The 25,937-nt window shown below is 62.8% G+C and carries 22 protein-coding genes and 1 tRNA gene; 7 read left to right on the forward strand and 16 right to left on the reverse strand.

What is annotated here, in order from left to right:
• Positions 1-222: 222 nt before the first annotated feature.
• The gene (locus VJ464_03670) at positions 223-963 is read left to right on the forward strand and encodes a hypothetical protein (GenBank protein HKQ04205.1); all 741 of its coding nucleotides are present in this window, start codon (positions 223-225) and stop codon (positions 961-963) included.
• Between the two features lie 312 nt (positions 964-1,275).
• Here the strand turns inward: VJ464_03670 and VJ464_03675 are convergent, their stop codons facing one another.
• From VJ464_03675 to VJ464_03705, 7 genes are all read right to left on the reverse strand, one after another.
• Complete coding sequence (locus VJ464_03675) at positions 1,276-1,794, reverse strand: GNAT family N-acetyltransferase (protein ID HKQ04206.1); 519 nt, start codon at positions 1,792-1,794, stop codon at positions 1,276-1,278.
• 4 nt (positions 1,795-1,798) lie between these two features.
• A complete protein-coding gene (locus tag VJ464_03680; protein HKQ04207.1) occupies positions 1,799-2,512 on the reverse strand; it encodes a lysoplasmalogenase in 714 nt (237 codons plus the stop codon).
• A 7-nt stretch (positions 2,513-2,519) separates the two neighbouring features.
• Positions 2,520-4,169 carry a carboxylesterase/lipase family protein gene (locus VJ464_03685; GenBank protein HKQ04208.1) on the reverse strand — a complete coding sequence of 550 codons (1,650 nt, stop codon included), beginning with the start codon at positions 4,167-4,169 and terminating at the stop codon, positions 2,520-2,522.
• Between the two features lie 69 nt (positions 4,170-4,238).
• Positions 4,239-5,654, reverse strand: a complete 1,416-nt coding sequence (locus VJ464_03690; protein HKQ04209.1) for an MATE family efflux transporter — start codon at positions 5,652-5,654, stop codon at positions 4,239-4,241.
• Between the two features lie 445 nt (positions 5,655-6,099).
• On the reverse strand, positions 6,100-6,591 hold the full coding sequence (locus tag VJ464_03695) for a hypothetical protein (GenBank protein ID HKQ04210.1): 492 nt from the start codon (positions 6,589-6,591) through the stop codon (positions 6,100-6,102).
• Positions 6,592-6,783: 192 nt separating this feature from the next.
• Positions 6,784-7,806 (reverse strand): NADP-dependent oxidoreductase, encoded by a 1,023-nt coding sequence (locus VJ464_03700; protein HKQ04211.1) that lies wholly within the window; start codon positions 7,804-7,806, stop codon positions 6,784-6,786.
• A 104-nt stretch (positions 7,807-7,910) separates the two neighbouring features.
• The gene (locus tag VJ464_03705; protein ID HKQ04212.1) at positions 7,911-8,351 is read right to left on the reverse strand and encodes a DinB family protein; all 441 of its coding nucleotides are present in this window, start codon (positions 8,349-8,351) and stop codon (positions 7,911-7,913) included.
• A 91-nt stretch (positions 8,352-8,442) separates the two neighbouring features.
• Here VJ464_03705 and VJ464_03710 point away from each other — a divergent pair.
• A tRNA-Arg gene (locus tag VJ464_03710) sits at positions 8,443-8,518 on the forward strand.
• A gap of 484 nt (positions 8,519-9,002) precedes the next feature.
• Here VJ464_03710 and VJ464_03715 read toward each other — a convergent pair.
• Positions 9,003-10,463, reverse strand: a complete 1,461-nt coding sequence (locus VJ464_03715; GenBank protein HKQ04213.1) for a Xaa-Pro peptidase family protein — start codon at positions 10,461-10,463, stop codon at positions 9,003-9,005.
• 184 nt (positions 10,464-10,647) lie between these two features.
• On the opposite strand from VJ464_03715, the gene VJ464_03720 reads away from it, so the two are divergent.
• Both VJ464_03720 and VJ464_03725 read left to right on the forward strand, forming a co-directional pair.
• The gene (locus VJ464_03720; protein HKQ04214.1) at positions 10,648-11,373 is read left to right on the forward strand and encodes an HAD family hydrolase; all 726 of its coding nucleotides are present in this window, start codon (positions 10,648-10,650) and stop codon (positions 11,371-11,373) included.
• Between the two features lie 24 nt (positions 11,374-11,397).
• Entirely contained in the window at positions 11,398-11,631 is a 234-nt protein-coding gene (locus VJ464_03725; protein ID HKQ04215.1) for a hypothetical protein, read from the forward strand.
• Here VJ464_03725 and VJ464_03730 read toward each other — a convergent pair.
• The 5 genes from VJ464_03730 to VJ464_03750 all read right to left on the reverse strand — a co-directional run bounded on the left by VJ464_03730 (position 11,628) and on the right by VJ464_03750 (position 17,641).
• Positions 11,628-12,266 (reverse strand): hypothetical protein, encoded by a 639-nt coding sequence (locus VJ464_03730; GenBank protein ID HKQ04216.1) that lies wholly within the window; start codon positions 12,264-12,266, stop codon positions 11,628-11,630. The two genes, VJ464_03725 and VJ464_03730, sit on opposite strands and share 4 nt — an antisense overlap.
• Positions 12,267-12,380: 114 nt before the next feature.
• Positions 12,381-12,734: a tRNA-binding protein gene (locus tag VJ464_03735; GenBank protein HKQ04217.1), complete on the reverse strand. Its 354-nt coding sequence runs from the start codon at positions 12,732-12,734 to the stop codon at positions 12,381-12,383.
• A 35-nt stretch (positions 12,735-12,769) separates the two neighbouring features.
• Positions 12,770-15,409, reverse strand: a complete 2,640-nt coding sequence (locus VJ464_03740; GenBank protein HKQ04218.1) for a protein kinase — start codon at positions 15,407-15,409, stop codon at positions 12,770-12,772.
• A gap of 154 nt (positions 15,410-15,563) precedes the next feature.
• Complete coding sequence (guaA, locus tag VJ464_03745; GenBank protein ID HKQ04219.1) at positions 15,564-17,102, reverse strand: glutamine-hydrolyzing GMP synthase; 1,539 nt, start codon at positions 17,100-17,102, stop codon at positions 15,564-15,566.
• 74 nt (positions 17,103-17,176) lie between these two features.
• Positions 17,177-17,641 (reverse strand): YdeI/OmpD-associated family protein, encoded by a 465-nt coding sequence (locus VJ464_03750; protein ID HKQ04220.1) that lies wholly within the window; start codon positions 17,639-17,641, stop codon positions 17,177-17,179.
• Between the two features lie 214 nt (positions 17,642-17,855).
• Between VJ464_03750 and VJ464_03755 the strand changes: the two genes are divergently transcribed.
• From VJ464_03755 to rsmG, 3 genes are all read left to right on the forward strand, one after another.
• Positions 17,856-20,432: a S8 family serine peptidase gene (locus VJ464_03755; GenBank protein HKQ04221.1), complete on the forward strand. Its 2,577-nt coding sequence runs from the start codon at positions 17,856-17,858 to the stop codon at positions 20,430-20,432.
• 186 nt (positions 20,433-20,618) lie between these two features.
• Positions 20,619-20,915, forward strand: a complete 297-nt coding sequence (locus tag VJ464_03760) for a hypothetical protein (GenBank protein ID HKQ04222.1) — start codon at positions 20,619-20,621, stop codon at positions 20,913-20,915.
• Between the two features lie 51 nt (positions 20,916-20,966).
• Entirely contained in the window at positions 20,967-21,620 is a 654-nt protein-coding gene (gene rsmG / locus VJ464_03765; GenBank protein ID HKQ04223.1) for a 16S rRNA (guanine(527)-N(7))-methyltransferase RsmG, read from the forward strand.
• A 372-nt stretch (positions 21,621-21,992) separates the two neighbouring features.
• On the opposite strand, the gene serS is transcribed toward rsmG, so the two are convergent.
• From serS to VJ464_03780, 3 genes are all read right to left on the reverse strand, one after another.
• On the reverse strand, positions 21,993-23,282 hold the full coding sequence (gene serS / locus VJ464_03770) for a serine--tRNA ligase (protein ID HKQ04224.1): 1,290 nt from the start codon (positions 23,280-23,282) through the stop codon (positions 21,993-21,995).
• A 10-nt stretch (positions 23,283-23,292) separates the two neighbouring features.
• The gene (gyrA, locus tag VJ464_03775) at positions 23,293-25,728 is read right to left on the reverse strand and encodes a DNA gyrase subunit A (GenBank protein ID HKQ04225.1); all 2,436 of its coding nucleotides are present in this window, start codon (positions 25,726-25,728) and stop codon (positions 23,293-23,295) included.
• A gap of 3 nt (positions 25,729-25,731) precedes the next feature.
• Positions 25,732-25,937, reverse strand: a 206-nt coding sequence (locus tag VJ464_03780; protein ID HKQ04226.1) for a DNA topoisomerase IV subunit B, incomplete at its 5' end; no start/stop codon positions are given.

Raw genomic sequence — 25,937 nt, forward strand, 5'->3', positions numbered from 1 at the left:
AGAAATCTAATTGAGAAAAGTTTGAGCGGTTTCTGAGGACATGCGGACGGCGCCGGCAGTATTTTGCGTCCGTTGCTCGTTGCCGGCGCGGCTGGCAGTCCTGAAGCCGCGCCCATTTTAGCGTAGGGCGATAAGCGAAGCAACGGAGGACTCGGCTCGGCAGTCAATTTTAGATCAACCGCCCCACCCGCTATGGGGCGATTGGTGAAAAGAGATAAACGCATGCACGACGACCAAATCAGGATGCAAACCCGACAACGCACCGGCCTTCGCCGGCGCGCCGCGCGCTGGCTGCTTGCGGCGCTCTGCCTCATCGCCTTTGGACAAGTGACCACGGCCCGCGCACAGGAGTTTCAGGCGGGCGTGGATTTCCTCACCGTCGTCCCAACCGGCGAGTTCAAAGACAACGTCAGAAACAATGGCTATGGCGCGAGCGGCCAATTTCTTGTGCGCCTCAGGCAGAGCCCGATCCTGGTCGGCGTTGACCTGGGCGGCGTCGTCTACGGCTCGGAGACGCGCAAATTGGCGTTGCTCCCCGAAGTGCCCGAAGTTCGCGTTGATGTCACCACCAGCAACAACATCTTTATGACCCATCTGCTGGTGCGCGCCGAGCCGCGCCACGGCGCGGTACGGCCTTACGCCGAGGGCTTGATCGGCTTCAAGTACCTGTTCACCCAAACGTCAATCAATCTTGAATCGGAGAACAGCAACCCTTCCGAGACCAATCTGAGCGATTCGACGCTGAGCTATGGCTTCGGCGGCGGTGTACACGTACGGCTGAACCCGCACCCGCGCCGGCTAGAGGTGCTGCTCGACACGCGTGTGCGCTACCTGCGCGGCTCGCGCGCCGAGTATCTGCGGGAAGGCTCAATCCATCGCGTAAACGGCGATGTGTTTTTCGACGTGCTGCACTCGCGCACCGACGTGGTGACGGTTCAGGCCGGCATCACATTTCAGTTTTAGTGACCAGTGACGAGTGACAAGACGAAGTCACGTTGTATCCTGGCGAGCTCTCGTCAGCGAAGTTCCTCTTGTCGCTTATCACTGCTGTTGAGGTGGCGCGCATTGGACGGATGAAGAGCGAAAGGTAGAACACCCCATCTGCTTTATCCTCTTTTGGCTCGCTTCATCCGTCTGATCCGCGCCACCCTTTAACAGGAAGCAGGAGGCAGGAGGCAGGAAGCAGTTCGGAGAGCATGCAAACTCTGTTATCGATCAGCAGCCAGTAACGATCACCAACTGCCTCCTGCCTCCTGCTTCCTGCCTCCTGCTTCCTCACTCTTCTTTCACCAGTGCGTAGATGAACTCGTCAATCGTCTGTCCCTCCTTGGTTGCCGCTTTGCGCATGCGAGCCTCAAACACATAGCCGGCCTTTTCCAGCACGCGCATCGAAGCCGGGTTCCATTCAAAGACCCCGGCGTAGATGCGACAGACATCGAAGTTCGCAAAGATGTATTCGCTCATGGCCCGCACCGCGTCTGTGATGATGCCGCGACCCCAGAAGGCTTCGCCGAGCCAGTAACCAATCTCGACTGAGCGGCGAAAGATGTCTTCCTGCAAAAAGAAGCCGACGCCGCCGACCGCTTCGCCATCAACGACGATAGCAAAGCTGGTCATGGGCTGCTCGGTACTGGCGCGCTCGATCCACGCTTTGGCGTCGTCGAGCGTGTAAGGGTGCGGGAAGCGGTCGCGCACGTTGCGCCATATCTTCGGGTTGTTGGCGTGGCGGGCGAGCGATTCTTCGTCGCCGCGCCGCCAGTCGCGGATCAAGAAGTGGCCGAGATCAATTTCCATAACCTTACGAAATTAAGCGCCGCTTTTCATAGATGAAGCCGAGCGCAATCAAGACCTGCGCCGCGTAATACGTCGCCCAGATGATGTAGTCGCTCGCGGCAACCGGCGTTTTGAATTTGCCGACGGCGATCAGTGAATCCGACAGCATGAAGAGCCCCGCGCCGATCACCACCCACCAGGCGCGAAAGCCCGCGAGCGTCGCCGTCACCGCCATGCCGGTGAGCGCGCACAGATAAGCCGCTACGGCCGGCCGCATCTCGCCCAGGCTCGGCCACAGCCACACGAACATCGCGGCGGCGGCAACCAGCAATAGCACGGCGACCGATTGATGCGCGGCGCTGACGGCGAACGGGCGCGGCCAGTTGCGCACAAAGAGCGTGATGTAGAACAGGTGCGCGACCAGGAACGCGCCGAGGCCATAAACGAACCATTGCCCGCCGCCGAGCGCAAGAAAGATGTCGCCGAGCGCCGAAAGCAGCAGCGCGCAGGCCAGCAGCGCGCCGTTGCTTCGCTTCAGTTGACGCAGCGCAATCACCGCGAGCGGCGACACGCTCAAGCCTTTGACGGCGACGCTGCCCGGTAGTCCCGCCAGGCCGCGCGTCAAAAGGTAAGCAATGCCACAAACCAATGAAAGGCCGAAAAGCCAGCGATCCGCTGCATCAAACCGCTGACTGCTTGCTTGCGCCGCCGCGGTCATCTTAACTCCTGGCAAATCCATCCATCTCTCAATGGTCGCCGGTCGCTTTGCGCTTGCCGCGCCGCTCCAGCGCGATGCGCTCGAACAGGTCAACCGCCGGCTTGCGCAGGTTCGCTTTAACCGCAATCTGGTCGCCGAACTCGATATGCTGATCCGACGCCGCATCGTATGTCGGCCACGCCGGACGCCCTGCACCATTGGGATCGCCGGTGGCCGCGAACTGCGCCCAGTAAGCGCTCATGGCGCGGGCCAGCTCATGCTCTTTGTCGTCATAGGTCGCCGTGCCGACCACGTCCTGGGTCATGAAGACATAAGGAATCTCGGAGGCGTGAAAGGCGCCAAGCATGCGGCGGCGCGGGTCGCCGGTGATGTGCGTGAAGTGGTAAACAAACGTCTTGCCGTTCACCTTGCTCGCGGTTTCGGCAAAGTAGCGCGCGCCGGTGATGAAGAAGGCATCGGTGATAATGTGGCTCAGTCGGCGGCGCGCCTCGACGGCGTCGCTGGCCGGGTAGAGCGCCAGCACTTCATCCGCACGCACATCATAAAGGCGGCGCAACGCCACGCGGTACGCGTCAACCGTGGCGACCGGGGCGCTCAGCACAAAGATCGAGCCTTCGTCGGCGTTGGTGCCGACAATCAACGGCACGTTGGCCTGTCGGCCCGCTTCAAAAATCGCGCCGGGGTCGTCCGGTATCACCCAGCCGTCAACGATTGGCGCGAAGCGGTTGGCGTCGCCCGAAAAGAACGATGAGGCGGCGACGTTGCTGCTGTTCAGAATCTCTTCGGCGCTCTTGGCGCGCAGCGCCGCAATCGGATCAGCCGACGGCCCGCCGGCCATCTCGCGGGCGACGCGCTCGCCCATCTTTTCGGCGGACTCCTGGCCGTACCAGGTTTCGCGCAGGTGGCGGTTAGCCCCGAACGCCGAGCCGCTCTCGGCAATGGCGCGATGGAACAGCCCGCGCGCCAGCGGCGATGCCATCAGGTAACAGACACTGCCGGCGCCTGCCGATTCGCCAAAGATGGTCACGCGCCCGGCGTCGCCGCCAAAGGCCGCGATGTTGCGCTTGACCCATTCGAGCGCGGCGATCTGATCGAGCAGGCCATAGTTGCCCGATGAGTTGTGCGATGATTCTTTCGAGAGCTGCGGGTGAGCGAACCAGCCGAACGGCCCGAGCCGATAGTTGATCGTCACCAGCACGACACCCTGGCGCGCAAAGGCAGCGCCGTCATAAGCCAGCGTCGAGCCTGATCCCATGGTGTAGCCGCCGCCGTGAATCCAGACCATCACCGGTAGCTTGTCTGTGGGGCGCTTCGCCGCCGTCCAGACGTTGAGATAGAGACAGTCTTCGCTGGTCGGGCCGAGCTTCGTGCCATAGGTGCGTTCGAGCAGATTCGGCTGTGGACAAGAGGCGCCGAACTCTGTGCAGGCGCGCACGCCGGCCCACCCCTTGACCGGCTGCGGCGCTTTCCAGCGCAGCGCGCCCACGGGCGGCGCGGCAAACGGCACGCCTTTGTAAGCCCGCACGTCGTTGTTTGCCCCGACCGTGAGGCCGGAGATTTGACCGGAATCGATCTTGACGGTTGTGCCGTTAGCCGCGCCGCCGCGACCGTCCTTTGCGTTAACCGCCGCGCAGGCGAGCAGCAGGCAGGCGAGAATCAGGTAAGCCTTTCGCATCATCGGTGTCTCCTTCTGAGGTTTCGGTGATTCCCGAACTATACATCGATTCGCGCCCGTGGCCTACCTGATTCATATCTTTTGCGTCTTCCAGGTGCCGCGGCGAAACATGAGAATGCCGATGACGGCCAGGCACGACTCGGCTATCGTGATCGCCAGGAAAACGCCCTGCGCGCCGATGCCCGCGAGGTTGGCGAGCGTGTAGGCCAGCGGGATTTGCAAGAGCCAGTAACAGCCCAGGTTGATCCACGTCGGCGTCGCCGTGTCGCCGGCGCCATTGAACGCCGCTACCATCACCATGCCATAGGCATAAAAGACATAGCCGTAGCTGATGAAGCGCAGCGCATCAACGCCGTAAGGCACGACCGTCACATCGGTTGTGAAGATGTGAATCAAGGGCTCGGCAAAGAGCAGAAAGACGACCGTCACCGCGCCGAGAAACACCATATTGGTCAGACCGGCGACCCACACCGAGCGCTCGGCGCGGTCAGGCTTGCCGGCTCCGAGATTCTGGCCGACCAGCGTCGCCGCGGCGTTGCTCATGCCCCACGACGGCAGCAGCGCGAAGATGACAATGCGGATCGCAATCGTGTAGCCGGCCACCGCGGCGTCGCCGAATTGCGTGACGATGCGCATCAAGCCTAACCAGCTCGCGGTCGCCACCAGGAATTGAAACATGCCGCCGACCGAGACCCGCAACAGCCGGCGCATGACGCCCAGGTCGAGCCGCGAATGGCGAAGGCTGATGCGGACGCGCCCCGTGCCCGACGACAGCAGGTAGAACTGCAAGACGACGCCCGCTCCGCGCCCGATGGTCGTAGCAATCGCCGACCCCGTCACCCCCAATCGCGGAAATGGCCCCAGCCCGAAGATCAGGCACGGGTCAAGGATGATGTTGATGACGTTAGCAAACCACAGCGAGCGCATGGCAATCGCCGCGTCACCGGCGCCGCGAAAGATGGCGTTGTTCAAAAACAGCAACATGATGACAACGTTGGCGCCGATGATCACCCGGCTGTAACCGCCGCCCGCCGCCAGCACTTCAGGCGATGCGCCCATCAAGTGGAAGAGTTGCGGCGTGAAGAAGAGGCCGACGAGGCCGACCGGCAGCGAAGCGCCGATGCCGATGGCCACGGCCTGAAAAGCGGCGACCGACGCGCCCTGGCCGTCTTTCTCGCCGATGCGCCGCGCCACCATAGCCGTCGTCGCCATGCTCAGGCCGATGGCCACTGCGAAGATGAGCGTCAGCAGCGATTCGGTGATGCCGACCGCGGCGACCGCTTCTTTGCCAAGAAAGTGCGCCACCCACAGGGCGTTGACGATGCCGAAGAGCGATTCCATCGCCGTCTCTAGCACCATCGGCACCGCCAGCAAGACGATGGCGCGGCGAATGCTGCCTTCAGTGAAATCCTGCCGCGAGCCGGCGAAGGCTTCGCGCAAGGTCGCAAGCCACGACGAAGGCTTCTGCGGCGCGGGCGCAGCGGCCATTGCGGATGCAGACTCCGATGGTTCATTTGTCTGTTGCATTAGGTTTCTCTACGGGTTCCGAGCGGATGATGTTTCGCCTGACCGCCGCGCGCATGGCGGGCGCATCTGACGACAGGAACAGCACAATTGGTGGGAATCAGAATTTCATCGGTCTTAAGATACGCGCGCGCCGGCGAAATTGCAATGCGAATCGCCAGCATCCCAGGGCCTATTCATTCTCGAATAACCATGGGGATATAAACCGCCAAGACGCCAAGGACGCCAAGAAAAGCTCTGTGTTCTCTTGGCGTCCTTGGCGTCTTGGCGGTTCAAGTCCGGAGAATGAATAGACCCTGGCCAGCATCCCTTCTCAACAACGGAAGGGGCATTAAACACGGAGACACGGAGAAAACTCTGCGCTCGCTCCGTGCCTCCGTGTCTCTGTGTTTTGTTTTGATTCTGCCGTTTACTTCTTCGTGAAGACCAGCTTGGCTTCCATCGTGCCGCGCGGCGAATCCGTCAAGCGGTGAACCTTTAAGGTCTTGCCGCCGTCGGCCAGTTCCCAGTGATCGGTCGTCGTGATGGTCACGTCATTGCCCTGAATGTTGACGTTGCGCACGGTATTTAATTCGAGCACGCTGTCGCTCGTCCACTTTGCCTTGAGCGTGCCTTTGCCCGGCATGCGCCCGGCAAACTCAGCCGTCGTTTCGCTGCCATTAAGATTGTAGACGACCTTTTGCGGCGGCATGTCGCTGCCGGTATAGCTCGTTTCAACCGTGAGCTGTTTGGCGTCCTGGGTCACGGTCATCGTCACGTCGGCCTGGGCCATGCGGCCCTGCAAGCCTTCGCTCTTCGACTTGTCGAGCGACCATGTGCCGCTGAAGTTCGCCGGCGCGCCGGCTTGCGCTGAAAGCATCAATAGACAGATGATGCTGCTGATGGTTAAAAACCTCTTCATGTGACTCTCCTTGATTATCAGTGTGAGAAATTTCAGCGGAAGTCATTCGTCGCTTGCTGGTAATAAGCCATCGAAAACCCGCCGCCGGCAAAGACGCCGCGCGAAAGTCGCCGGTTACTAAAAACAGTCGTCCGTTGCCAGTTGGCGGTTCTGCGGATAACTGGCAACGGACAACTGGCGACTGGCAACGGCTCACGCCGGTTCGTCAGAGACTTTAACGATCAGCTTGCCCTGATTCGAGCCGTCAAACAGCTTGTTGAGCGCGGCGGGCGCTTGCTCCAGCCCTTCGACGACATCGACGCGGTACTTGAGCTTGCCTTCCATCCACCACTTGCCCAGGTCCATGATGGCTTCCATCGCCCGCGGCATGTAATCGCTCACGAGAAAGCCTTCGATACGCGCGCGCTTGATAATCAACTGCGCCAGGTTGTAAGGGCCGGGCATCGGCTTCGCGGCGTTGTACTGCGAAATCAGCCCGCACAGTGGGATGCGCGCGTGCAGGTTGATGCGCGCAAGCACGGCGTCGAGGATTTCACCGCCGACGTTTTCGAAGTAGACATCGATGCCCTTCGGGCAATGTTGCTTCAAGCCTTCGCTCACCGATTCGTTCTTATAATCAATCGCCGCGTCGAAGCCGAGCTCTTCCGTCAGCCAGCGGCACTTCTCCGGGCCGCCGGCGATACCGACGACATGCATCTCCTTGATCTTGCCGATCTGCCCGACCAGCGAGCCGACCGCGCCGGCGGCGGCGCTGACGACCAGCGTTTCGCCCGCTTGCGGCTTGCCAATGTCGAGCAGGCCGAAGTAAGCCGTTATGCCGATGTGGCCGAAGAGGCCAAAGAGCGCCGTCAGCGGAATCTTTTTATCGTGCGGCACGAGGCTGGCGTTGCGCCCATCGCTGACCAGATAATCTTGCCAGCCGAATAGCCCTTGCACGATAGCGCCTTCGGGAAAATTGCCGTTGCGTGAGGCTTCGACGACACCGAGCGCGCCGCCGCGAATCACATCGCCGATCTGAATCGCCGGCAGGTAGGTGTCGGCGGCATTCATCCAGCCGCGATTCGTCGGGTCGAGCGACAGGTAAACATTGCGCACCAGGAATTCGCCATCACTTAATTCCGGCACCTCTGATTCGACGAAGTTGAAATTGCTGTCTTGCACCAGTCCGACCGGGCGCGAGGCAAGCCGCCACTGCCGATTCACTTTTGCGGTCATTTTATGGGGACCTCCTTGAGGGGTGATTTTGTGAGCGTGAGCCAGTAGTCTGCCCGACGCACGGCTCGCAGGCAAATAGTTGCGCGCCGCCGCATGACAAACGATCACGAGAGCAGTTGCTGCAAATGATGCTTGAGGTGGCGGACATAATCTTCGGCGATATAGCCGAGCGTCATCGGCGGGTTGTCGCCGACCGTGCAAACGACATCAAACTGCTCGGCTGGGATGAGCGCAAGGACGCGCAGCAAGTGGCGGTTATAGGCTTGCCACAGCGCCACCAGCTCGCCCCACGCCGCATCGCCGTAACCGTTGCGCTCGACCCACACTTCCTGCTCGTAGCCGGGGAAGGCTTTCGGGCCACTGAGTTGGGCGCGAATAAAGCGCTGGTGATTGTTGGCGGCAGAATCGATCAGGTGGCCGAGCAGTTGTTTGCGCGACCACTTGCCGGCGGCCATCGGCGCCGAGGTGTCGGCTTCGCCGAGGCCGGCGAACTGCGCGACGGCCGTATCAACCGCGCGCCGCAAATCTTCAATCACAGTTTGCATGGTGCGTCCTTTCTACCTGGCAACCACCGCCAATGTCCGTCTTGTTGGCACGTTGACACAGGCGGCGCATGTTTGCCATTATGCTTTTGCCGGCCCTGTAGCTCAGTGGATAGAGCGCAACGCTCCGGACGTTGAGGCCGTAGGTTCGATTCCTACCAGGGTCGCCATTCCTTTTATTTCCCTGATGTGTTTTTCCCAGGAATAATCCTCGGCGTACTTGATCAGCTTCTGCTGTCTATTCTTCGCCGGCTGCAATCTTAACCGCCCTTCCGTCCGATGCTTCCCTGTCGGAACCGCATACAGATCATCCGTCTGTGGGCAGTAAACGGCAAAGTAATCAGCCTCACCTTCTCGGTAAAGGCGACGCGTTTCGTATCCGCCGCCTCGACGCCGCCGGCTGTGATACCGTAAGCAACCGCCATCAAGCCATGCCGTCTTCACCTGTATTTTGAACAGGCGACCGCCGGTATCAATGATGAGGTCATAACTCGCGCCAGTTCCGAATGGAATGCTAACGACCAACCCGGCGTTCACATACGCGGACAGAACAACTCCTTCACTGCGATTGCCTCGCTCATACGTTTGCATCTCCTCGCACCTCCACAAGAATGTTGGGGAAGTTGAGATCGATCACCCTTACGCGACTGGCTATTAGTGATTATTCTCGGTGTCGCGCGGGTAGCGTTGCAGCATGCCCTCTTCTTTCATCAGCCGCTCGATGCCGTCTATGTCCATCGGCACGAAGGTAGACAGCACTTCGGCCCTGGTGTCGGTAATCACGATCAGGTCTTCGAGGCGGATGTAAATTTTCTCTTCGGGCACGGTCAAGGCCGGCTCAATCGTAAAGACCATGCCGGCGCGTAAGGGCTCGCCGTACTCGCCGACGTCGTGCGTCGCCATGCCGACCCAGTGGCCTAAGGCGGTGGGCTGGCGCTTCGTCGCCGCGGCGTAGGAGGTGACGAAATCGCGCGCCGCCTTCTCATAAATCGGCTTCGAAAACTTCGTCGCCGCGAGCAACCGCTCCATCTCTTTGACCGCTTCCTCTCGGATGACGGCAGGCGTCACATTTGGGCGGATCGCCTTCAAGATCGCCTGATAACAGCCGAGGTAAAAGCCATACAGCTCTCTCTGCGACGGACTGAACTTGCCGTTGACCGGCATCATGCGCGTCAGGTCGGACTGGTAATAACCGACATCGGGCGCGAAATCCATCAGCAGAAAATCGCCGTCTTCCATGCGCCGCTTGCCGGCGTTGTAATGCGGATACCAGGCGTTGCGCCCGCTGGCGATCAGCGAATAATACGACTCGCCCTGCGCGCCGTTGCGGTAGTAAACATATTTGGCCATCGCATCCAATTCGTGCTCATATATTCCCGGCTGCGTCGAGCGCATGGCTTCCATCAACGCCAGCCCCGACAGCCGCGTTGCCCGTCCGATCAAGGCAATCTCACGCGGGCTCTTAATCAAACGCAAGCGGTCGAGTGTCGGCGACAGGTCTTTGATTTCGATTTGCGGGAAGCGCGCATGCAAGGTCTGCATGAACAGTCCTTCGCGCGAGGGCTGCCCATCGAACGGGTCGGCGGCGCGGTCGGCGACGACGCGCAGGCCCAGGTCGCGGCTCATCGCGTAGCCTTCGGCGGGGCTATACGGCGTGTAGACCGTCCGCCTGAAGTAGGCATAGCGCACCAGATGCTCGTTCAACAGGTCGGTGCCGGCCACCGCATCGATGCCTGAGAGCTGGCGCAACTGGTCGCCGTCTTCGGCTGAGAGCATCTTACCTTCGCCGCGCTCGCGGCCCTCGTTGCGGTGCGGCAGGTAGAGCGTCGCGCGCCGCGCCGCGCCGTCGAGCAACAGGTAAGCATGTGGCACTTCGACGCCGCAGAGATAATAGAATTCATTGGATTGCCGAAAGCGCGTGTAGCCGGCGGGGCTCGGCGCGCCTTGAATCACGGCGATGCCGTTTTCGCCGATGGCGTCATAGATTTTAGCGCGCCGCGCCGCGAATTCTTCGGGCGGGAAATCGGTAGTGAACGGCGAAAAGCCCTCCTGCGCCACAACCGATGCGGGCGCGACGAGCAAGGCGAGCGCAATAAACCAACGCAGCTTTTTCATGGCAACCTCCTTTGAGCCGAGTGAGCGGAAAGTCTGACTGCATGGACGGCCAATGTTATACCACTTGCCGCGGCGAATGTGAATTTGCGCGGCGCTTCATTCACCGACTCGGCCAGCACCTTGGAATCTTGCCGGCGCGGCTGGCAATATACCAGCGTAAGACAAAGGAGGGCCGGGCGGCGTGATGATACGGGCGATCTCTTTCGATTTCTGGAATACTTTGTTCACCGAGCCGCCGGGCGGCTTTGCGCTCTACAAGCAGCGCCGCCTGCGCTTGCTCGAAGCGGCCTTGCGCGATTGCGGCGATTTCAGCGGCGCGCAACTCGAAGCCGCCTGCCATATCGAATCCACATCACACGAGCAGATCTGGCGCGGCCAGTATCGCACGCTCACGACCGCCGAGCGGCTGGGCCGCATCCTCGCTCACCTCGAAGCCTGTGTGCCCGACGAGGTGATGGCCGAAACCGTCAGAGCCGTCGAAGAAGGCATTCTCGAACATCCGCCGGTGCTGGTCGAAGGGGCGCGGGCGGCGGTCGAGCGTCTGGCGAGCCGTTATCGGCTGGGCATTATCTCGGATGTCGGTTTTTCTCCGGGGCGCATCCTTAAACAGGTGCTCGCGGATAACCATCTGCTCGGCGCTTTCGATTCGCTGGTCTTCTCTGACGAAGCGGGACGCTCAAAGCCGCACCGCGAGGTTTTTGAAAAGACCGCCGCCCGGCTCGGCGCGGCGCCGACTGAGATGGCGCACATCGGCGACCTTGAATTCACTGACGTCGTCGGCGCGAAGCAAGCCGGTTACCTGGCGATCCGCTTTACAGGCATCACGCCGATGCAGGACGGCGAAACGACGCTCGCCGATTTTGTCATTGATAACTACTCAGAGCTGCCGCGATTGGTTGAAGCGTTGTAGGCAGCAGGCCGAAGGACCACTGCAATGAAATTGCTGACCCTGCCGGAAGCCGAGCGTTCGATGGACATCGACATTAAGCTGACTTCGGTGCGCGCTTCGCGTTACCGCGTCTTCGGCTCGCCCGAGCGCATACCCGACGCGCAACTGGCGATTGTTGATCTGCGCGATGGCGCGCAGCCCGATGATTTCGAGGCGCGCTTTCTGGTGCTCGACCGCCACCCGGCGAAACCCATTATGCTGGTGCGGCGATTGGCCTAGATGCTGCCCTCTTCGACCTCTTTGCGGAGCTTGGTAATCAGGTCGGTGGCTTCCTTCTGCGTCAGGTCGTCGCGCGATTCCTTGCCGGTCATCTCGACCAGCATGCGGCGCTGGGCGCGGCGGTCGCCGGGGCGCAGGTCTTCGAGCAGGTCAAGGATCTCCTGCTTCTGCTCGTCACCGGCCGGCTGACTGGCCGGGGCCGCAGGAGGCGCGGCGGGCGCGGCGAGCGGGCTTGTGGCGGCAACCGGTGGCGGCGCAGTGGGCGCCGGTTTCTGGCGCTCGCGCGGCGGCTCTGCTCGGCGCGCTGCTTTCTCCATCTCCTCGCGGCTGGCGATGCCGCGCCGCACTTCAAACCCGGCCATCGCCAGCGCCCGGCCTATCGCTGATGTCTCGCATACCTCAATATAGCTGGTGCGTTGAACGTAACCCTCTGTCTTTAACTCGTAAGCATGGCCGGTGGCCGCGGGCAGCGCGTCGTCGGCGTTGCGGTAGACTTCGGCGCGCATCAGGATGAAGCCGCGCTCGGCGTCATGCTCGACAATGTGCGTGATGAGGCGGCCTTCAGGGTAGCGCTCATAAAACTTCTCGATTCGCTCGGCAACCGTAACGTAGTCCTGAAATGCCCCGGTTTTCATTGATGTCTGCGGCACGCTTCACCTCCTGATTCATGTGGCGCAAGCTGTTAGCTTGCGTCTCTCAATGCGCAAGCTAACAGCTTGCGCCACATCTGCGCCCTGTTCCCCTCACCTTCAGCCGGCGCGTGCGCCGTTCGGCACCGCGCGTTCCGGCACCGCGAGCGCCGGCGTCAAGCCATCGGCATAGCCGATGTCGAACAACATGCCTTCGCTGGTCTCGCCCCGCATGCGCTTCGGCGCAAGGTTGACGACAAACAGCGCCTGCCGGCCCGCCACCTCTTGCGGGTCGGCGCGCTCCTGCCTCATCCCCGCGAGTATCGTCCGCTGATGGTCGCCGAAATCAACCGTCAGCTTCAACAGCTTGTCCGAGCCTTTCACCTCTTCGACGCGCACGATGGTGCCGACGCGCACATCGAGCTTCTCGACATCGGCAGACGAAATGACCGGCTTGACCGGCGCGGGTTGCAGACTTTCCATAATCGGTAATCTCAAGCTTGAATCGCTCAATCCGGCTTACTGCTTGTGGCCGCCGCGTCCTTGAGCATGCGGATGATCTCCGCGTGACCCTCTTGCTCGGCAAGCGATAATGCCGTCTGGCCTTTCTGGTTCTTCGCGCCGACATCGGCCCCGGCGGCGAGCAGCAGCCGGACCACTTCGGCGCGGCCCCTGAGCGCCGCGCCCAGCAGCGGCGTATCGCCTTTGTTGTTCCTGGCGTTCACGTCCGCGCCGGCCTTGAGCAAGACGCTTGCCACCTCGGCCCGGTTGTCCAGAGCCGCGTACATCAATGGCGTGTCACCGTCACCGTCCCTGGCATCGGGCTTAGCCCCTGCGTTCAATAAGTCCTGCGCGATGCCGGCCTGCCCATCTTTCGCGGCGAACATCAGCAAGGTCGTGCCCATGCGACCGTCATTCGGATTGGCGCCCGCCGCCAGCCGCCGCGCAATCATCTGCTGCCGGCCTTTATGCACGGCTTCGATCAAAGAGTCTTCGCCGAAGCCTGCGAACGAAGTCAGCAGCATGTACGACAGCATCAGCAGCGGCGCGACCAGCCAGATGATCGCCGCGCGGCTCATGCGGCCAGGCCGCTTGACGGCTTCGGCCTGCCAGTCACGGGTGCCGCGCTCGTCGAGCATCTCGCCGCGCGCCTGTCGCGCTTTGAAGTAGAGCGCCGCAATCGGCACAGCCCCATAGACCGTGTGCATGACCGTCAGCAAGAACCAGCAGTAGACGACGATGAAGTTTCGGATCGTCGGCACCCTCATCGTCGCCAGGGCGTCGGCGCGCGTGCCGCCGAAGATCATCGCCATCAACACGGTGATGAACGGAAAGACCAGCAGCGACGACAGGCCGATGCCGAAATCGCGCGCCAGCAAGGCGGCGGCGATTGAGCGCAAAGGGCCGATCAACTGCTTCGACCTTCGCAGCGCCGCGCCGCCGCTCATGCCTTCGGCCACCGCCACCGCAGGCGCGAACGAATACGTCACATAAGCGCGCGCGCCGGGCACCAGCAGTTGCACCAGCCCGAAGAGGACGCGAGCGAACTGCGACGCGATGGTGGCGACGAGCGCCGGCAGGCGGCCTTTGAGAGCGCCGACAATGGCTCTGAGCTTCACGGCGGCAGACGATTGATGCCGCAGCTCGGCGAGCGCCACGGTACAGGCGGCGATGTTCACACGCGTCGCCAGCAGCACGACCAGATAGAGCGCAATGTAGAAGGCCAGCGTTGCCGCGGGCGAATTCGCCAGCCAGCGATTGAGCGCCATGCTCGACACAAAGCTCAAGAGCGCAAACGGCCCATAGACCAACAGCGACAGCAAAAAGAAGATGCGCTGCGCGGTGTAGTAATGCGCCTTGGCGGCGCGCAGGATTTGCGCTTCGCCTTCGGCGGTGGCGCGAAAGGCGCTGGCCAAAGCCTCGGCGTTCGGCGGGCGCTCCGCGGGGTTCTTCGCCAGCGTCGTCATCACCAGACCGGCAACCGAAGCGGGGACGTCCGGGCGCTTGTCCTGAAGCGGCGGCGGCGTCTCCTCGCAATGCTTGCGCATCAACGCCGTCATGTCGCCTTTGAAGGGCGCTTCGCCGGCCAGCGCCTGATAGACGATGACGCCGAGGCTATAAATGTCCGAGCGCGCGTCGAGCGCCTCGCTACGGCACTGCTCGGGCGACATATAAACCGGCGTGCCCATGATCGAGCCGGCGCGAGTGATGTCAGCCGATGAAGTGTCATTGCTCAAGCTGTTCATCGCCGAGCTGCTCGACGGTATTGAGCCGGCGCCGGTCGTCGGCGTTGGATTCGCTACATCCGTGTGAATGAGCGTCGCGCCCTCTTCGCCGACCGCCGGGGTCGCGGTTTCGGATTGGATCAGCGTCGCGCCGTCTTCGATGACCGAGGCCGACGCGGCAGGCTGAATCAGCGTCGCGCCGTCGTCGGCGTTCACCGCCGTTTGCGACTCGGCGGCAATGGCCGTCGCCGCGCCCGGCGCATCCGTCTGAAGATGGGTGCGGGCATTCTGGCCGGCGGTGGTTGCCGTGCCTGTCGTCAAGTTACGGGTGTCGCGGTTAGTGACGCGCGTCGTCGCCTGCGTTGCGCTCGCCGGCGCGTCGTCGCTCAGTTGAAGCTCGTTCGGGTCGCGCAGCTTGGCCAGCCCGAAGTCGAGCACCTTGGCGATGTAGCCGCCGCGCCCGTCGGGTTGCAGCCAGATATTATCCGGCTTCAGGTCGCGGTGAATGACGCCGAATTTGTGAGCGTTGCCGACGGCCAGACAGATCTGCTCAAGAATGTCTGTGACCAGCGGCAGCGGCAGCCGCTTGCGCTCTTTCAGCATATCGCCGAGCGAGCCGCCGTCGAGGTATTCCATCACCAGATAAGCTACCGGATCGCGGCCCACCTGCGCGAATCCGAAGTCTGTAACATTGACCACGTTGGGGTGGCGCAGGCGTCCGGCGGCTTCGGCCTCGCGGCGAAAGCGCTCGACGAATTCGGTGTTCGCCATGAACTGCGGGGCGATGACTTTGAGCGCCACGGGGCGCTTGGTGCCGAGGTGCGTGGCGCGATACACAGCACCCATGCCGCCCTGCCCGAGCTGCTTGTCGAGCTGGTACTTGCCGTCCAGCACTTCGCCGATCAGTCTGGTGAGTTTCGCCATAATGGACGCTCACGGACGCCTACACCATCCTACATCTGACTGCTACGTGAAGCTATGAGTATAACCGCCGGGGGGCGCAAAAGTCACCGAGGGGAAGCCGATCAGCTTTCTGTCCTTCACCGCGTCGCCGTGTCGCCGCGTCGCCGCGTCTCGGCTACTCCCACTCAATTGTCGAGGGCGGCTTGCTGCTGACATCGTAGACGACGCGGTTGACGCCGCGCACTTCGCTGACGATGCGCGAGGAGATGCGTTGCAGCACGTCGTAAGGCAGGCGCACCCAGTCGGCGGTCATGCCGTCGAGCGAATCAACGGCGCGCACGGCAATGGTGTTCTCGTAGGTGCGGTTGTCGCCCATCACGCCGACCGACGACACCGGCAGCAACACGGCGAAGGCTTGCCATATCTGGTCGTAGAGGTCTGCGCGGCGAATCTCTTCGATGACCACGGCATCGGCTTCCTGCAAGAGCGCAACGCGGTCGGGCGTCACTTCTCCCAGAATGCGCACCGCAAGACCCGGCCCCGGAAATGGCTGCCGCCCGATAATCTCTTCCGGCAAGCCCAGCTCGCGGCCCACGCGCCGCACTTCATCTTTGAACAGCTCGCGCAACGGCTCGATCAACTTCAGGTGCATCTTCTCAGGCAAGCCGCCGACGTTGTGATGCGACTTGATGACCGCCGATGGGCCTTTGACGGAAACCGATTCGATGACATCCGGGTAAAGCGTGCCCTGCACGAGATATTCGACCGGGCCAAGCCGCCGCGCCTCTTCCTGAAAGACTTCGATGAACTCGTTGCCGATGATCTTGCGTTTGCGCTCAGGATCGCTGACGCCTGCCAGCCGCGTCAAGAAACGCTCGCCCGCCGCCACGCCGACGACATTCAAATCCATCTCGCGATAGGCTTCAAGCACTTCGGCAAATTCGTCCTTGCGCAGCAGCCCGGTATCCACAAAGATGCATGTCTGCCGGTCGCCTATCGCCCGCGCCACCAGCGCCGCCGCGACCGACGAATCAACGCCGCCCGACAGCCCGCACACCGCATGACCCTCGCCGACTTTAGCGCGAATCTCGGCCACGGTGGTCTCGATGAATGAAGCCATCGTCCAGTCGCCGCGCAGGTGGCAGACGTTAATCAGGAAGTTGCGCAGGACTTCTTTGCCTTGCGGCGTGTGCGCGACTTCCGGGTGGAACTGCACGCCGTAGAGGCCGCGCGCGGTGTCTTCGACCGCGCCGATGGCGGCGTCCGTCGTCGCCGTCACCTCGAATCCGGCGGGCGGGCGGCTGACATAATCGCCGTGACTCATCCAGGCTTTCACAGGCGAGGGGATGCCCGCGAGCAAGCGACTGCCCGACTTCACCTCAAGCTCGGCATGGCCATACTCGCGGCGCGACGAAGGCCGCACTTCGCCATCGAGAAAGTAAGCCATCAACTGCACGCCGTAGCAGATGCCCAGCACCGGCACACCCAGACCTAGCACTGCCGGATCGGGGTGTGGCGCGCCCGCTTCATAGACGGACGACGGGCCGCCCGACAGGATCAGCCCGCGCGGCCTGCGGCGGCGCAGCTCGTCAATCGAAGTGTTGAAGGGAACGATTTCGGAATAGACGCCAAGCTCGCGCACGCGCCGCGCGATCAACTGCGTGTACTGTCCGCCGAAGTCGAGGATGAGAACCGTTTCATGTTCGTGGCTCATAACGCATTATACGAGCGCCGCCGCGCCGCGCGCAAAGCGCCTGCCTTCGCGTCTTTGTCGTATCAGGCCATTGCTCATCGTTTCGCCTGCGCTTTCGCCGTCAGCTCGGCAATTGCTTTGTCGATGCGGCGGGCGCGGGTTTCAGGTTTCTTGGCGTCTTCGATGGCCAGAGCGATTTCTTTGCGGTGCGTGTAGCTCAGTTTATCCCACCCGGCCTTCGCCTCACGGTTGGCTTTCAAGACGCGCGCCAAATCCGCCGGCGGTTCGATGGTGCGCGGCTCGTCGTCGCGCTCCATGACGACGCTGACCACATCGCCGGCGTTGACCCCTGCGCCGGCGCGCATCTGCTTGTTGACCACCATGAATGTCTCACCACCCATCGTAAAGATCGAGCTGCGATAGGCATAGCCATTGATCGTGCCGCGCACCGGCACGCGCCCGCGCGCGCCGAAGACTTTCTGCACGTCAAAAGGAATCGTGATGGCGGTCGCCGTGGTGTTATCGTCCTGAATCAATTCGGCGCGAAATCGTTTAGCCATAGCCTTCCCCCTTCAATTGAGCTTGAGATGGCGAAGATTTTACACGTTGGCGCTAACTTGCACCACCACCGCACGGCCTCTGGGGCGCGCGCCGGCGCGGTTCAAGTTTAATTCAAGGATTGGCCAATAGTCCTTCTTTATCCTGGCCTTGAGAGCGGGGGAAATAAGGTCCATAAGGGCTGGGCTCTCAATTTGTAAGGGGGGACAAAAGATTATGTTAGCAACGCTTCGACATACGATTTTCGCCATTTGCTTAATTTGCACACTCACCATCATGGCTTCGGCTGCACGGCTCAGCCCGGCGCTGGCCGCCCGACTTCAGAACACGCCGGATACGGCGAGCGTCGGCGTGGTCATCGTCGCATTCAACACCAATAGCGGCCTCGGCGCCGCGCACTTGAACGCTTTGCGCGCCGTCGGCATCACCAAAGGAATTACTTACCAGCACCTCGGCATGGCGGCGGTGCTGGCAACCGCCGGACAGGTCAAGGCGCTCGCGGCCAACAGCGCCGTCCGTTCGATCTGGGCCAACACCCGGCTCCATTATCTCGACAACGAAACCAGCATGCTCACAGGTGTCAACAAAATCCGCACGGACACCACCTTCACGCGCATCAACGGCGGCCTGCCCATCGCCGGCCAGGGCAACTTCTCTGTGGTGATCAACGACTCAGGGATAGACGCGACGCATGCCGATCTGCATTACCCCGAGCACGTCATTCAAAACGTGCAGATCATCACCGACGAGCAGTTCAACAACACGCTGGTCGCCACGCCGGAGCTTAATGGCTTCACCCCGCTGCTCGTCGTCGAAGGCGTTCCCGACACCGACACACACGTCGGCCACGGCACGCACTGCGCCGGCATCGTCGGCGCCAGCGGCCAGCAATCGGGCGGGCGTTACGCAGGCGTAGCGCCGGGTGCCAAGCTGATTGGCGTCGGCTCGGGCGCCGGCCTCTTCATCCTGAACGCGCTCGGCGGCTTCGAGTGGTCCATCACCAACCAGTTCACCAACAATTACAACATCCGCGTCATCTCGAACTCGTGGGGCGGCGGCGGCGCTTTCGATCCCGACGACCCGATCAATGTCGCGAGCAAGCTGGCGCATGACCTGAACATCATCGTCTGTTTCGCCGCCGGCAACGCCGGGCCCGGCTGGGACACTATGAATCCTTACGCCAAAGCGCCGTGGGTGATCGGCGTCGGCGCGGGCACCAAGGAAGGCGGCCTGGCGGGCTTCTCGTCGCGCGGCACGCCCAAAGAGCAGCGGCTGGCTGACAGCGACCCGAACAACGATTACGACGCGCCGAGCCTGGTCGCTCCCGGCACCGGTCGCGAGTTCGATGCGAACGCCAATAAATTCTCAGCCGCGGTCATCTCGACGCGCGCGCTCAGCAACGTCGTAGCGAATGGCACGACCGATGACACCGAAATCCCAATCAACTACGTGCCTTTCTACACGCAGATCAGCGGCACTTCGATGGCGACGCCGTTTGTCGCGGGCGTAGCGGCGCTGATGCTCGACGCCGACCCGACGCTCTCGCCCGACGACATCAAGCAGATCATGCAAAAGACCGCCACGCGCATGCCGGGCTATGACGAGTTCGAAGTCGGCTCCGGCTACATCAACGCCTATGCGGCGGTCGACACCGTCTTTAACCGCTCGAAGAACTATGGCAGCTTCGTCGTGCCGCCGTTCAACGCGCAGCTCACGACGACGTGGCTCAATCCCGGCAACCCTGAGACGTTTGCGATTGACCCGTTCCTGCCGCAAGTCCCCGGGCCGACCAGCGCCAACACCTATCACTTCACAGTGGAGCCGGGTTTAGGGCTGTTGAGCGTGACGATTAATTTTGGCAACTCGGCGGCAACCGATCAGACGGGCAATTCGCTCGGCCTGGTTCTCTACCCGCCGGGCTGCAACGACCTCGATTGCGGTTACAGCAGCGGCTTGACTCTGCCTGTGCTCGATTCGCCGTACCGCCAGGTGGTCGTCAAATTCCCTGTGGCCGGCGAATGGATCGCCGAAGTACGCGGCCTGCGCGGCACCACCGTCGCCGATCAGTGCGCCTGCTCGCCTGCCGGGCTTGCGGTGCCCGAACGCGTGGATGGCAAGATCGAGCGCGCCACGGTCACGCTGCAAACGGTGGCCGACATCGCGGGTCATGCGGCTGAACAGCAGATCCGCAACGCCCTGTTGAACCGGCAGATGGACCTGTTCGCCGACGGCAGCTTCCGGCCCGATGCATCGGTGACGCGCGACGACTTCGCCCGCCACCTGATGCTGAACACGCCGCTGCGCCAGTCGCTCGGCGCAACCGCGAAGTTCACAGACGTCACAGCCGACCTCGCGCCGATTGCCGAAGCCGTGACCGCCAGTGGCTCGACGCTGCGCGATTGGAACTTCACGCCCGCGGGGATGATGAGCGCCAGCGGCTCGACCTTTAATCCCACGGGGACGATCACGCGGCTCGACCTGGCGGTGGCGCTGGTGCGCGCCCTCGGTCAGGACGCGCAGGCCAAGGCGCTGGCCGGAACCCCTGTGACGGCGAACTACAACGGGCAGACGATTGCGGTAGACGACAATGGCAGCATCGCGCCGGCGCTGCGCGGTTACGTGCAGATCGCTTTGAATGACGGCATCCTGCAAGCGAGCTTCAGCCTGACGCAAGGGCCGTTCGACCTCGCGCCGGTCCTGCACGCGCAGGTGAAGCCGGCTGACCCGGTGACGCGCGCCTGGATGGCTTACGCGCTCGATCACTACCGCCAACATTTCGTCGCCGGCAACTAACTCGACGCTTCGGTGATGCGACTTGCGTCGCATCATCACCTGACGCCGGCTCATCGCGCATTCGGTCCAGAGCGCAATGAGCCGGCGTTACTTTATGGGGCCGCGTCGCCGTGTCGGTTGCAGGCAGAGTTGGCACGATTGTTGATACAATAGCTCGTCAGGACGCGCGTGAGTCTGGAGGATTGCATGAAGAGATTATTGCTCAGGCGCACGGCTCAGGCGTGGGTGGTCTCGATGCTGGTTTTGGCGTTTCTGTTTCCCATCCAGGGCTTCGCGCAAGGGCGCGGGCATGGCCGCGGCCAGGATAAGAAAGCCGTGAAGTTTGTCAATGGCCACGACGCCCGCGATGGGCGTCTGGACGGGCGCGGGCCGAAGCCTTCGGTCATACGGCATCGGCGCTCTGTCTATGCGGCTTCGGTTACGGGCCGCCATTCGCTCAGGCACAGGCATCGGCGCGGCATTCACAAGATGCGGCGGCATTAGCCATCCCCTTAGGTCGTAGCGCCGCTCTCAATAAAAGATTCGAGTGACGTGATGAGCAACCGCGCGCCGCAAGGCGGCATTGAGGAATTTGTAACGGCGCTTACATCGGCCTTGGCCGATTACCAGATCGACGGCGTGAGCGAGGCGCAGCAAGCGCAGCTCGTCGCGCATTACCGCATGATGCTGGCGTGGAACCGGCGCACCAACCTGACACGGATTACCGGACCTGACGAAGCCGCGCGCTTGCATTACGCCGACTCGCTTGCGGGCGGGCGCTTCGTTGGCGCGGCGCAAACCCTGCTCGACATCGGCAGCGGCGCCGGCTTCCCGGCCATCCCGCTCGCCGTCCTGCGTCCCGACCTGCGAGTCACCGCGCTTGAAGCGAACCAGAAGAAATCGCTCTTCCTCGCCGAAGCCCGCGATGCGCTCGGCCTTGCCAACGTTGACATCAAGACGGCGCGCGTCGAGTCGTTTGACCTCTCGGCTTTCGACCTGCTGACCAGCCGCGCGCTCGACCGCGCCGAAGAAATCTTGCCGAAGGTCGCCGAGCGCATGAGCGCGCGGCAACGCTTTATGCTCTACTGCGCGACCGAGTTGCTCGACAAGCTGACGGCGCGGCTGGCCGCAGACTTCACGATACAAGCGCACGCCATCCCGCAGAGCGCGGCGCGGCGGGTGGCGATCTTTGCGCGCCGCTCGGCGTGATTTTATCCTTCGGTCAAAAGCACGGAGACAGGTCAGGCAAGAAGGTCAAACTGAAGGCGCTGCGATCAACGGCCTACCCTAAAATGGCCAAAAAACGCCGATTTATGAAGTGTTTTTCTACCGAAGCCGGCTGGCACGGCCATTGCTATAGAATGGTCGGAAGCTTGAGACGCCTGATGGTGCTCTCTTTTTGGGCCATCATACGCGACGCCGAATTGGTCTTGCACGGGCGTTGGTTGTGCGGTCATTTTCCTTTTGCGCCGGGAACCTCACCTCCCAGGCGCGCGATGATCGCCGCCGCGCTCGCGCCCGAAAACCGAGTCAGAACCCTCTCTACGGCTTCGGCGTTGACGTATGATGGCCCGCTTTCTTTCACCCCGCTGCCGCGATCCGCTCAAGCCCGACATAATCACGCAAGGCTTCAGGTATCATCACGCTGCCATCCGCCTGTTGATAGTTCTCAAGTAACGCCAACCACAAACGACCGATGGCCAGTCCCGAGCCGTTGAGCGTATGCGCGAACTCAACCTTCGCCTTCTGCTCGCGGCGAAAGCGAATCTGCGCGCGCCGCGCTTGAAAGTCCGTGCAGTTCGAGCAAGAAGAAATCTCACGGTAGGTGTTCTGTGATGGCAGCCACACTTCCAGATCGTAGGTCTTGGCCGCCGAGAATCCCATGTCGCCGGTCGCCAGCGCCACCCGACGGTACGCGAGGCCCAACCGCTCAAGCACCGTTTCAGCGTCACCGGTCAGCTTCTCCAGCTCATCGAAGGAATCTTCGGGGCGCGTGATCTTCACCAGCTCGACCTTGTCGAACTGGTGCTGGCGGAACATGCCTTTCATGTCCTTGCCGTACGTGCCCGCTTCCCGCCGGTAGCACGGCGTGAAGGCGGTGTAGCGCCGCGGAAGCGTGCTCTCCGGCAGCACCTCACCGCTGTGGAGCGCCGTCAGCGGCACCTCCGCGGTCGGGATGAGGTAGAGCAGGCGCTGCTCGTCGGCTTCAACCGTCTTGAACAGCTGTTCCTCGAACTTCGGCAGCTGGCCGGTGCGGAGCATCGTCTCCCCGCTCACCAGGTGTGGCAGCCAGAGCTCCGTGTAGCCGTGCTCTCGCGTGTGGAGGTCGAGCATGAACAGCCCCAGCGCTCGCTCGAGACGCGCGGCGGCGCCCCAGAGGATGGAGAACCGGGACTTGGCCATCCGCGTCGCACGCTCGAGGTCCAGGAGTCCGAGCGCCTCGCCGAGCTGTTCGTGAGGCTTGACCGCAAAGTCGAACGCCCGCGGGGTGCCCCAGCGACGGACCTCGACGTTCTCGTCGTCGCCCTTGCCGCGCGGCACGGAGTCATGCGGAACGTTGGGCACCTGCTCGAGCAGCTCGGCGAGGGCCGTATCGAGGCGCTTCAGCTCGACGTCGAGCGCCTTGATGCGCTCACCGACCTCGCGCATCCGCGCCTGCTCGGCGGCGGCGTCCTCGCCGCGCCGCTTGGCCCGGCCGATCGCCTCGGACGCCACGTTGCGCTCGGCTTTCAGGTCATCGGCTTCCTTGACGAGCCGGCGGCGCTCGGCGTCGCGCTCGACGATCTCCGGGATGAGCTGGCCACCGCCCTTCTCGGCCAGCGCGCGCTGGATCTGCTCGGGCTGCTCGCGAATGAGACGCAGATCCAGCACGGACGGGCGGCTACTGCGCTTCGGCGGGCGTCTGCTCGGCCTCGACCCGCGCGATCGACCCCACTCGATCGTCGGCATCGAGGTCGATGATGCGAACGCCCATGGTGTTCCGGCCCTGGGACGACACCTCGCCGGCGGGGATCCGGATGATCTTGCCTTTCGTGGTGATGATGAGGATGTCGTCGCTTTCGCGGACCTGCAGCATGCCGACCACGGTGCCGTTGCGGCCGCCCGTCTTGATGTCGATGATGCCCTTGCCGGCGCGGCCCTGCAGCCGGTACTCCTCGAGCGGCGTCCGCTTGCCGTAGCCCCGCTCCGACACGGTGAGGATCTGCGCTCCCTCCTGCACGACGTCGGCGGCGATCACCTCGTCGCCCTCGTCCACGTCGATCCCGCGCACGCCGGCCGCGCCGCGGCCCATCGCGCGCACCTCGTCCTCGGTGAATCGGATGGCCATGCCTTGCTTGGTGGCGATCATCACCTCGCGCGAGCCGTCGGTGCGGCGCGCGGTGATCACCTCGTCGGCGTCCTCGAGGCCGATGGCCTGGATGCCGCCCGCGCGCGGATGCGAATACGCCTCGAGCTCGGTCTTCTTCACCTTGCCCTGCTTCGTGCAGAACAAGATGTAGCCGCCGGCGCCGAAATCGCGCACCGGCACGCACGTCGCCACGCTTTCACCTTCGCCGAGCGACAGGAGGTTCACCATGGCCTTGCCCTTCGCCTGGCGCCCGCCCTCGGGAATCTCGTGGACCTTGAGCCAGTGGATCTTGCCCAGGTTGGTGAAGAAGAGAAGATAGGAGTGCGTCGAGGCGATGAACAGATCCTCGACGATATCTTCTTCCTTGGTCTCCATGCCGGTGACGCCCTTGCCGCCGCGGCGCTGGCTGCGATACGACTCGACGTGCGTCCGCTTGATGTAGCCCGAGCGCGTGATGGTGACCACCATCTCCTCGTCGGCGAGGAGGTCCTCGATGGTCAGCTCGGTGCTCTGGTCGACGATCTGGGTCCGCCGCGCGTCGGCGTACTCCTCCTTCACGGCCAGGAGCTCCTGCTTGATGATGGCCATCAGCTTGGCCTCCGACGCGAGGATGCCCTTCAGCTCGTCGATGAGCGCCAGCACTTGCTCGTGCTCCTCCACGATCTTGTGGCGCTCGAGCTGGGTGAGCCGCTGCAGCCGCATGTCCAGGATGGCCTTGGCCTGGATCTCCGAGAGATCCAGCTGGCGCATCAACGCGTCCTTCGCGGCGTCCGGACTGTCGGCCTGCCGGATGAGGCGGATGACGAGGTCGAGCTGCTCCACGGCCTTCCGCAGCCCGGCCAGGATGTGCGCGCGCTCCTCGGCACGCGCCAGGTCGAAGCGCGTCCGGCGCGTCACGACTTCGCGCCGGAACTTGATGAACGCCTCGAGCATCTGCTTCAGATTCACGACCTGCGGCCGGCGGTCGACCAGCGCCAGCATGATGATGCCGAAGCTCGTCTCCATCTGCGTGTGCTTGTAGAGCTGGTTCAGAACGATCTCGGGCATCTCGCCCCGCCCCAGCTCCAGCACCACGCGGATGCCCTCGCGATTCGTCTCGTCGCGAATCTCCGAGATGCCGCCGATCTTCTTTTCCTTCGACAGCTCCGCGATGCGCTCGATCAGGGTCGCCTTGTTCACCTGGTAGGGCAGCTCGCTGATGATGATCGACTCGCGGCCGCCGCGGCCCTTCTCGGCATGCGCCTTGGCGCGCAGGGTGATGGTGCCGCGACCGGTCGTGTATGCCTCGCGAATGCCGTTGGCTCCGTAGATGTAGCCTGCGGTCGGGAAGTCGGGACCGGTGACCACCGTCATCAGCCGCTCGACGGCCGTGCTCGGATCGTCGATCAGGAGCACGAGCGCGTCCACGACCTCGCCGAGGTTGTGCGGCGGGATGTTGGTCGCCATGCCGACCGCGATTCCGGCTGAGCCGTTGATGAGGAGATTTGGCACGCGCGCCGGCAGAACCACCGGCTCCTGCTCGTTGTCGTCGTAGTTGGGGACGAAATCGACGGTGTCCTTGTCGATGTCGGCCAGCATCTCGTGCGCGATCTTGGCCATGCGCGCTTCGGTGTAGCGCATGGCGGCGGCGGGATCGCCGTCGATGGAGCCGAAGTTGCCCTGCCCGTCCACGAGCGGATAGCGCAGCGAGAAGTCCTGCACCATGCGCACGAGGGTGTCGTAGATCGCGGAGTCGCCGTGCGGATGGAACTTGCCCATGCAGTCGCCCACGACCCGCGCGGACTTCTTGTAGCCGCGGTTCCACGCAAGGCCGAGCAGCTGCATGGTGTAGAGCACTCGACGGTGGACGGGCTTGAGGCCGTCGCGGATGTCCGGCAGCGCGCGGCCGACGATGACCGACATCGCGTAGTCCAGGTAGGACTTCCGCATCTCCTCTTCGATCGGCGCGTTGATCTGTCGATCCGGCATCGTCTAGATATCCAGGTTCGCGACGTCGAGCGCGGGCTTCTCGATGAAGTCGCGGCGCGGCTCGACCGCGTCACCCATCAGCACCGTGAACATCTCGTCGGCGCCCACGGCATCCTCCATGGTCACCTTGAGCAGCGTGCGCGTCTCCGGGTTCATCGTGGTTTCCCACAGCTGCTCGGGATTCATCTCGCCGAGACCCTTGTAGCGCT

Source organism: Blastocatellia bacterium, assembly GCA_035275065.1.
GTDB lineage: Bacteria > Acidobacteriota > Blastocatellia > UBA7656 > UBA7656 > DATENM01.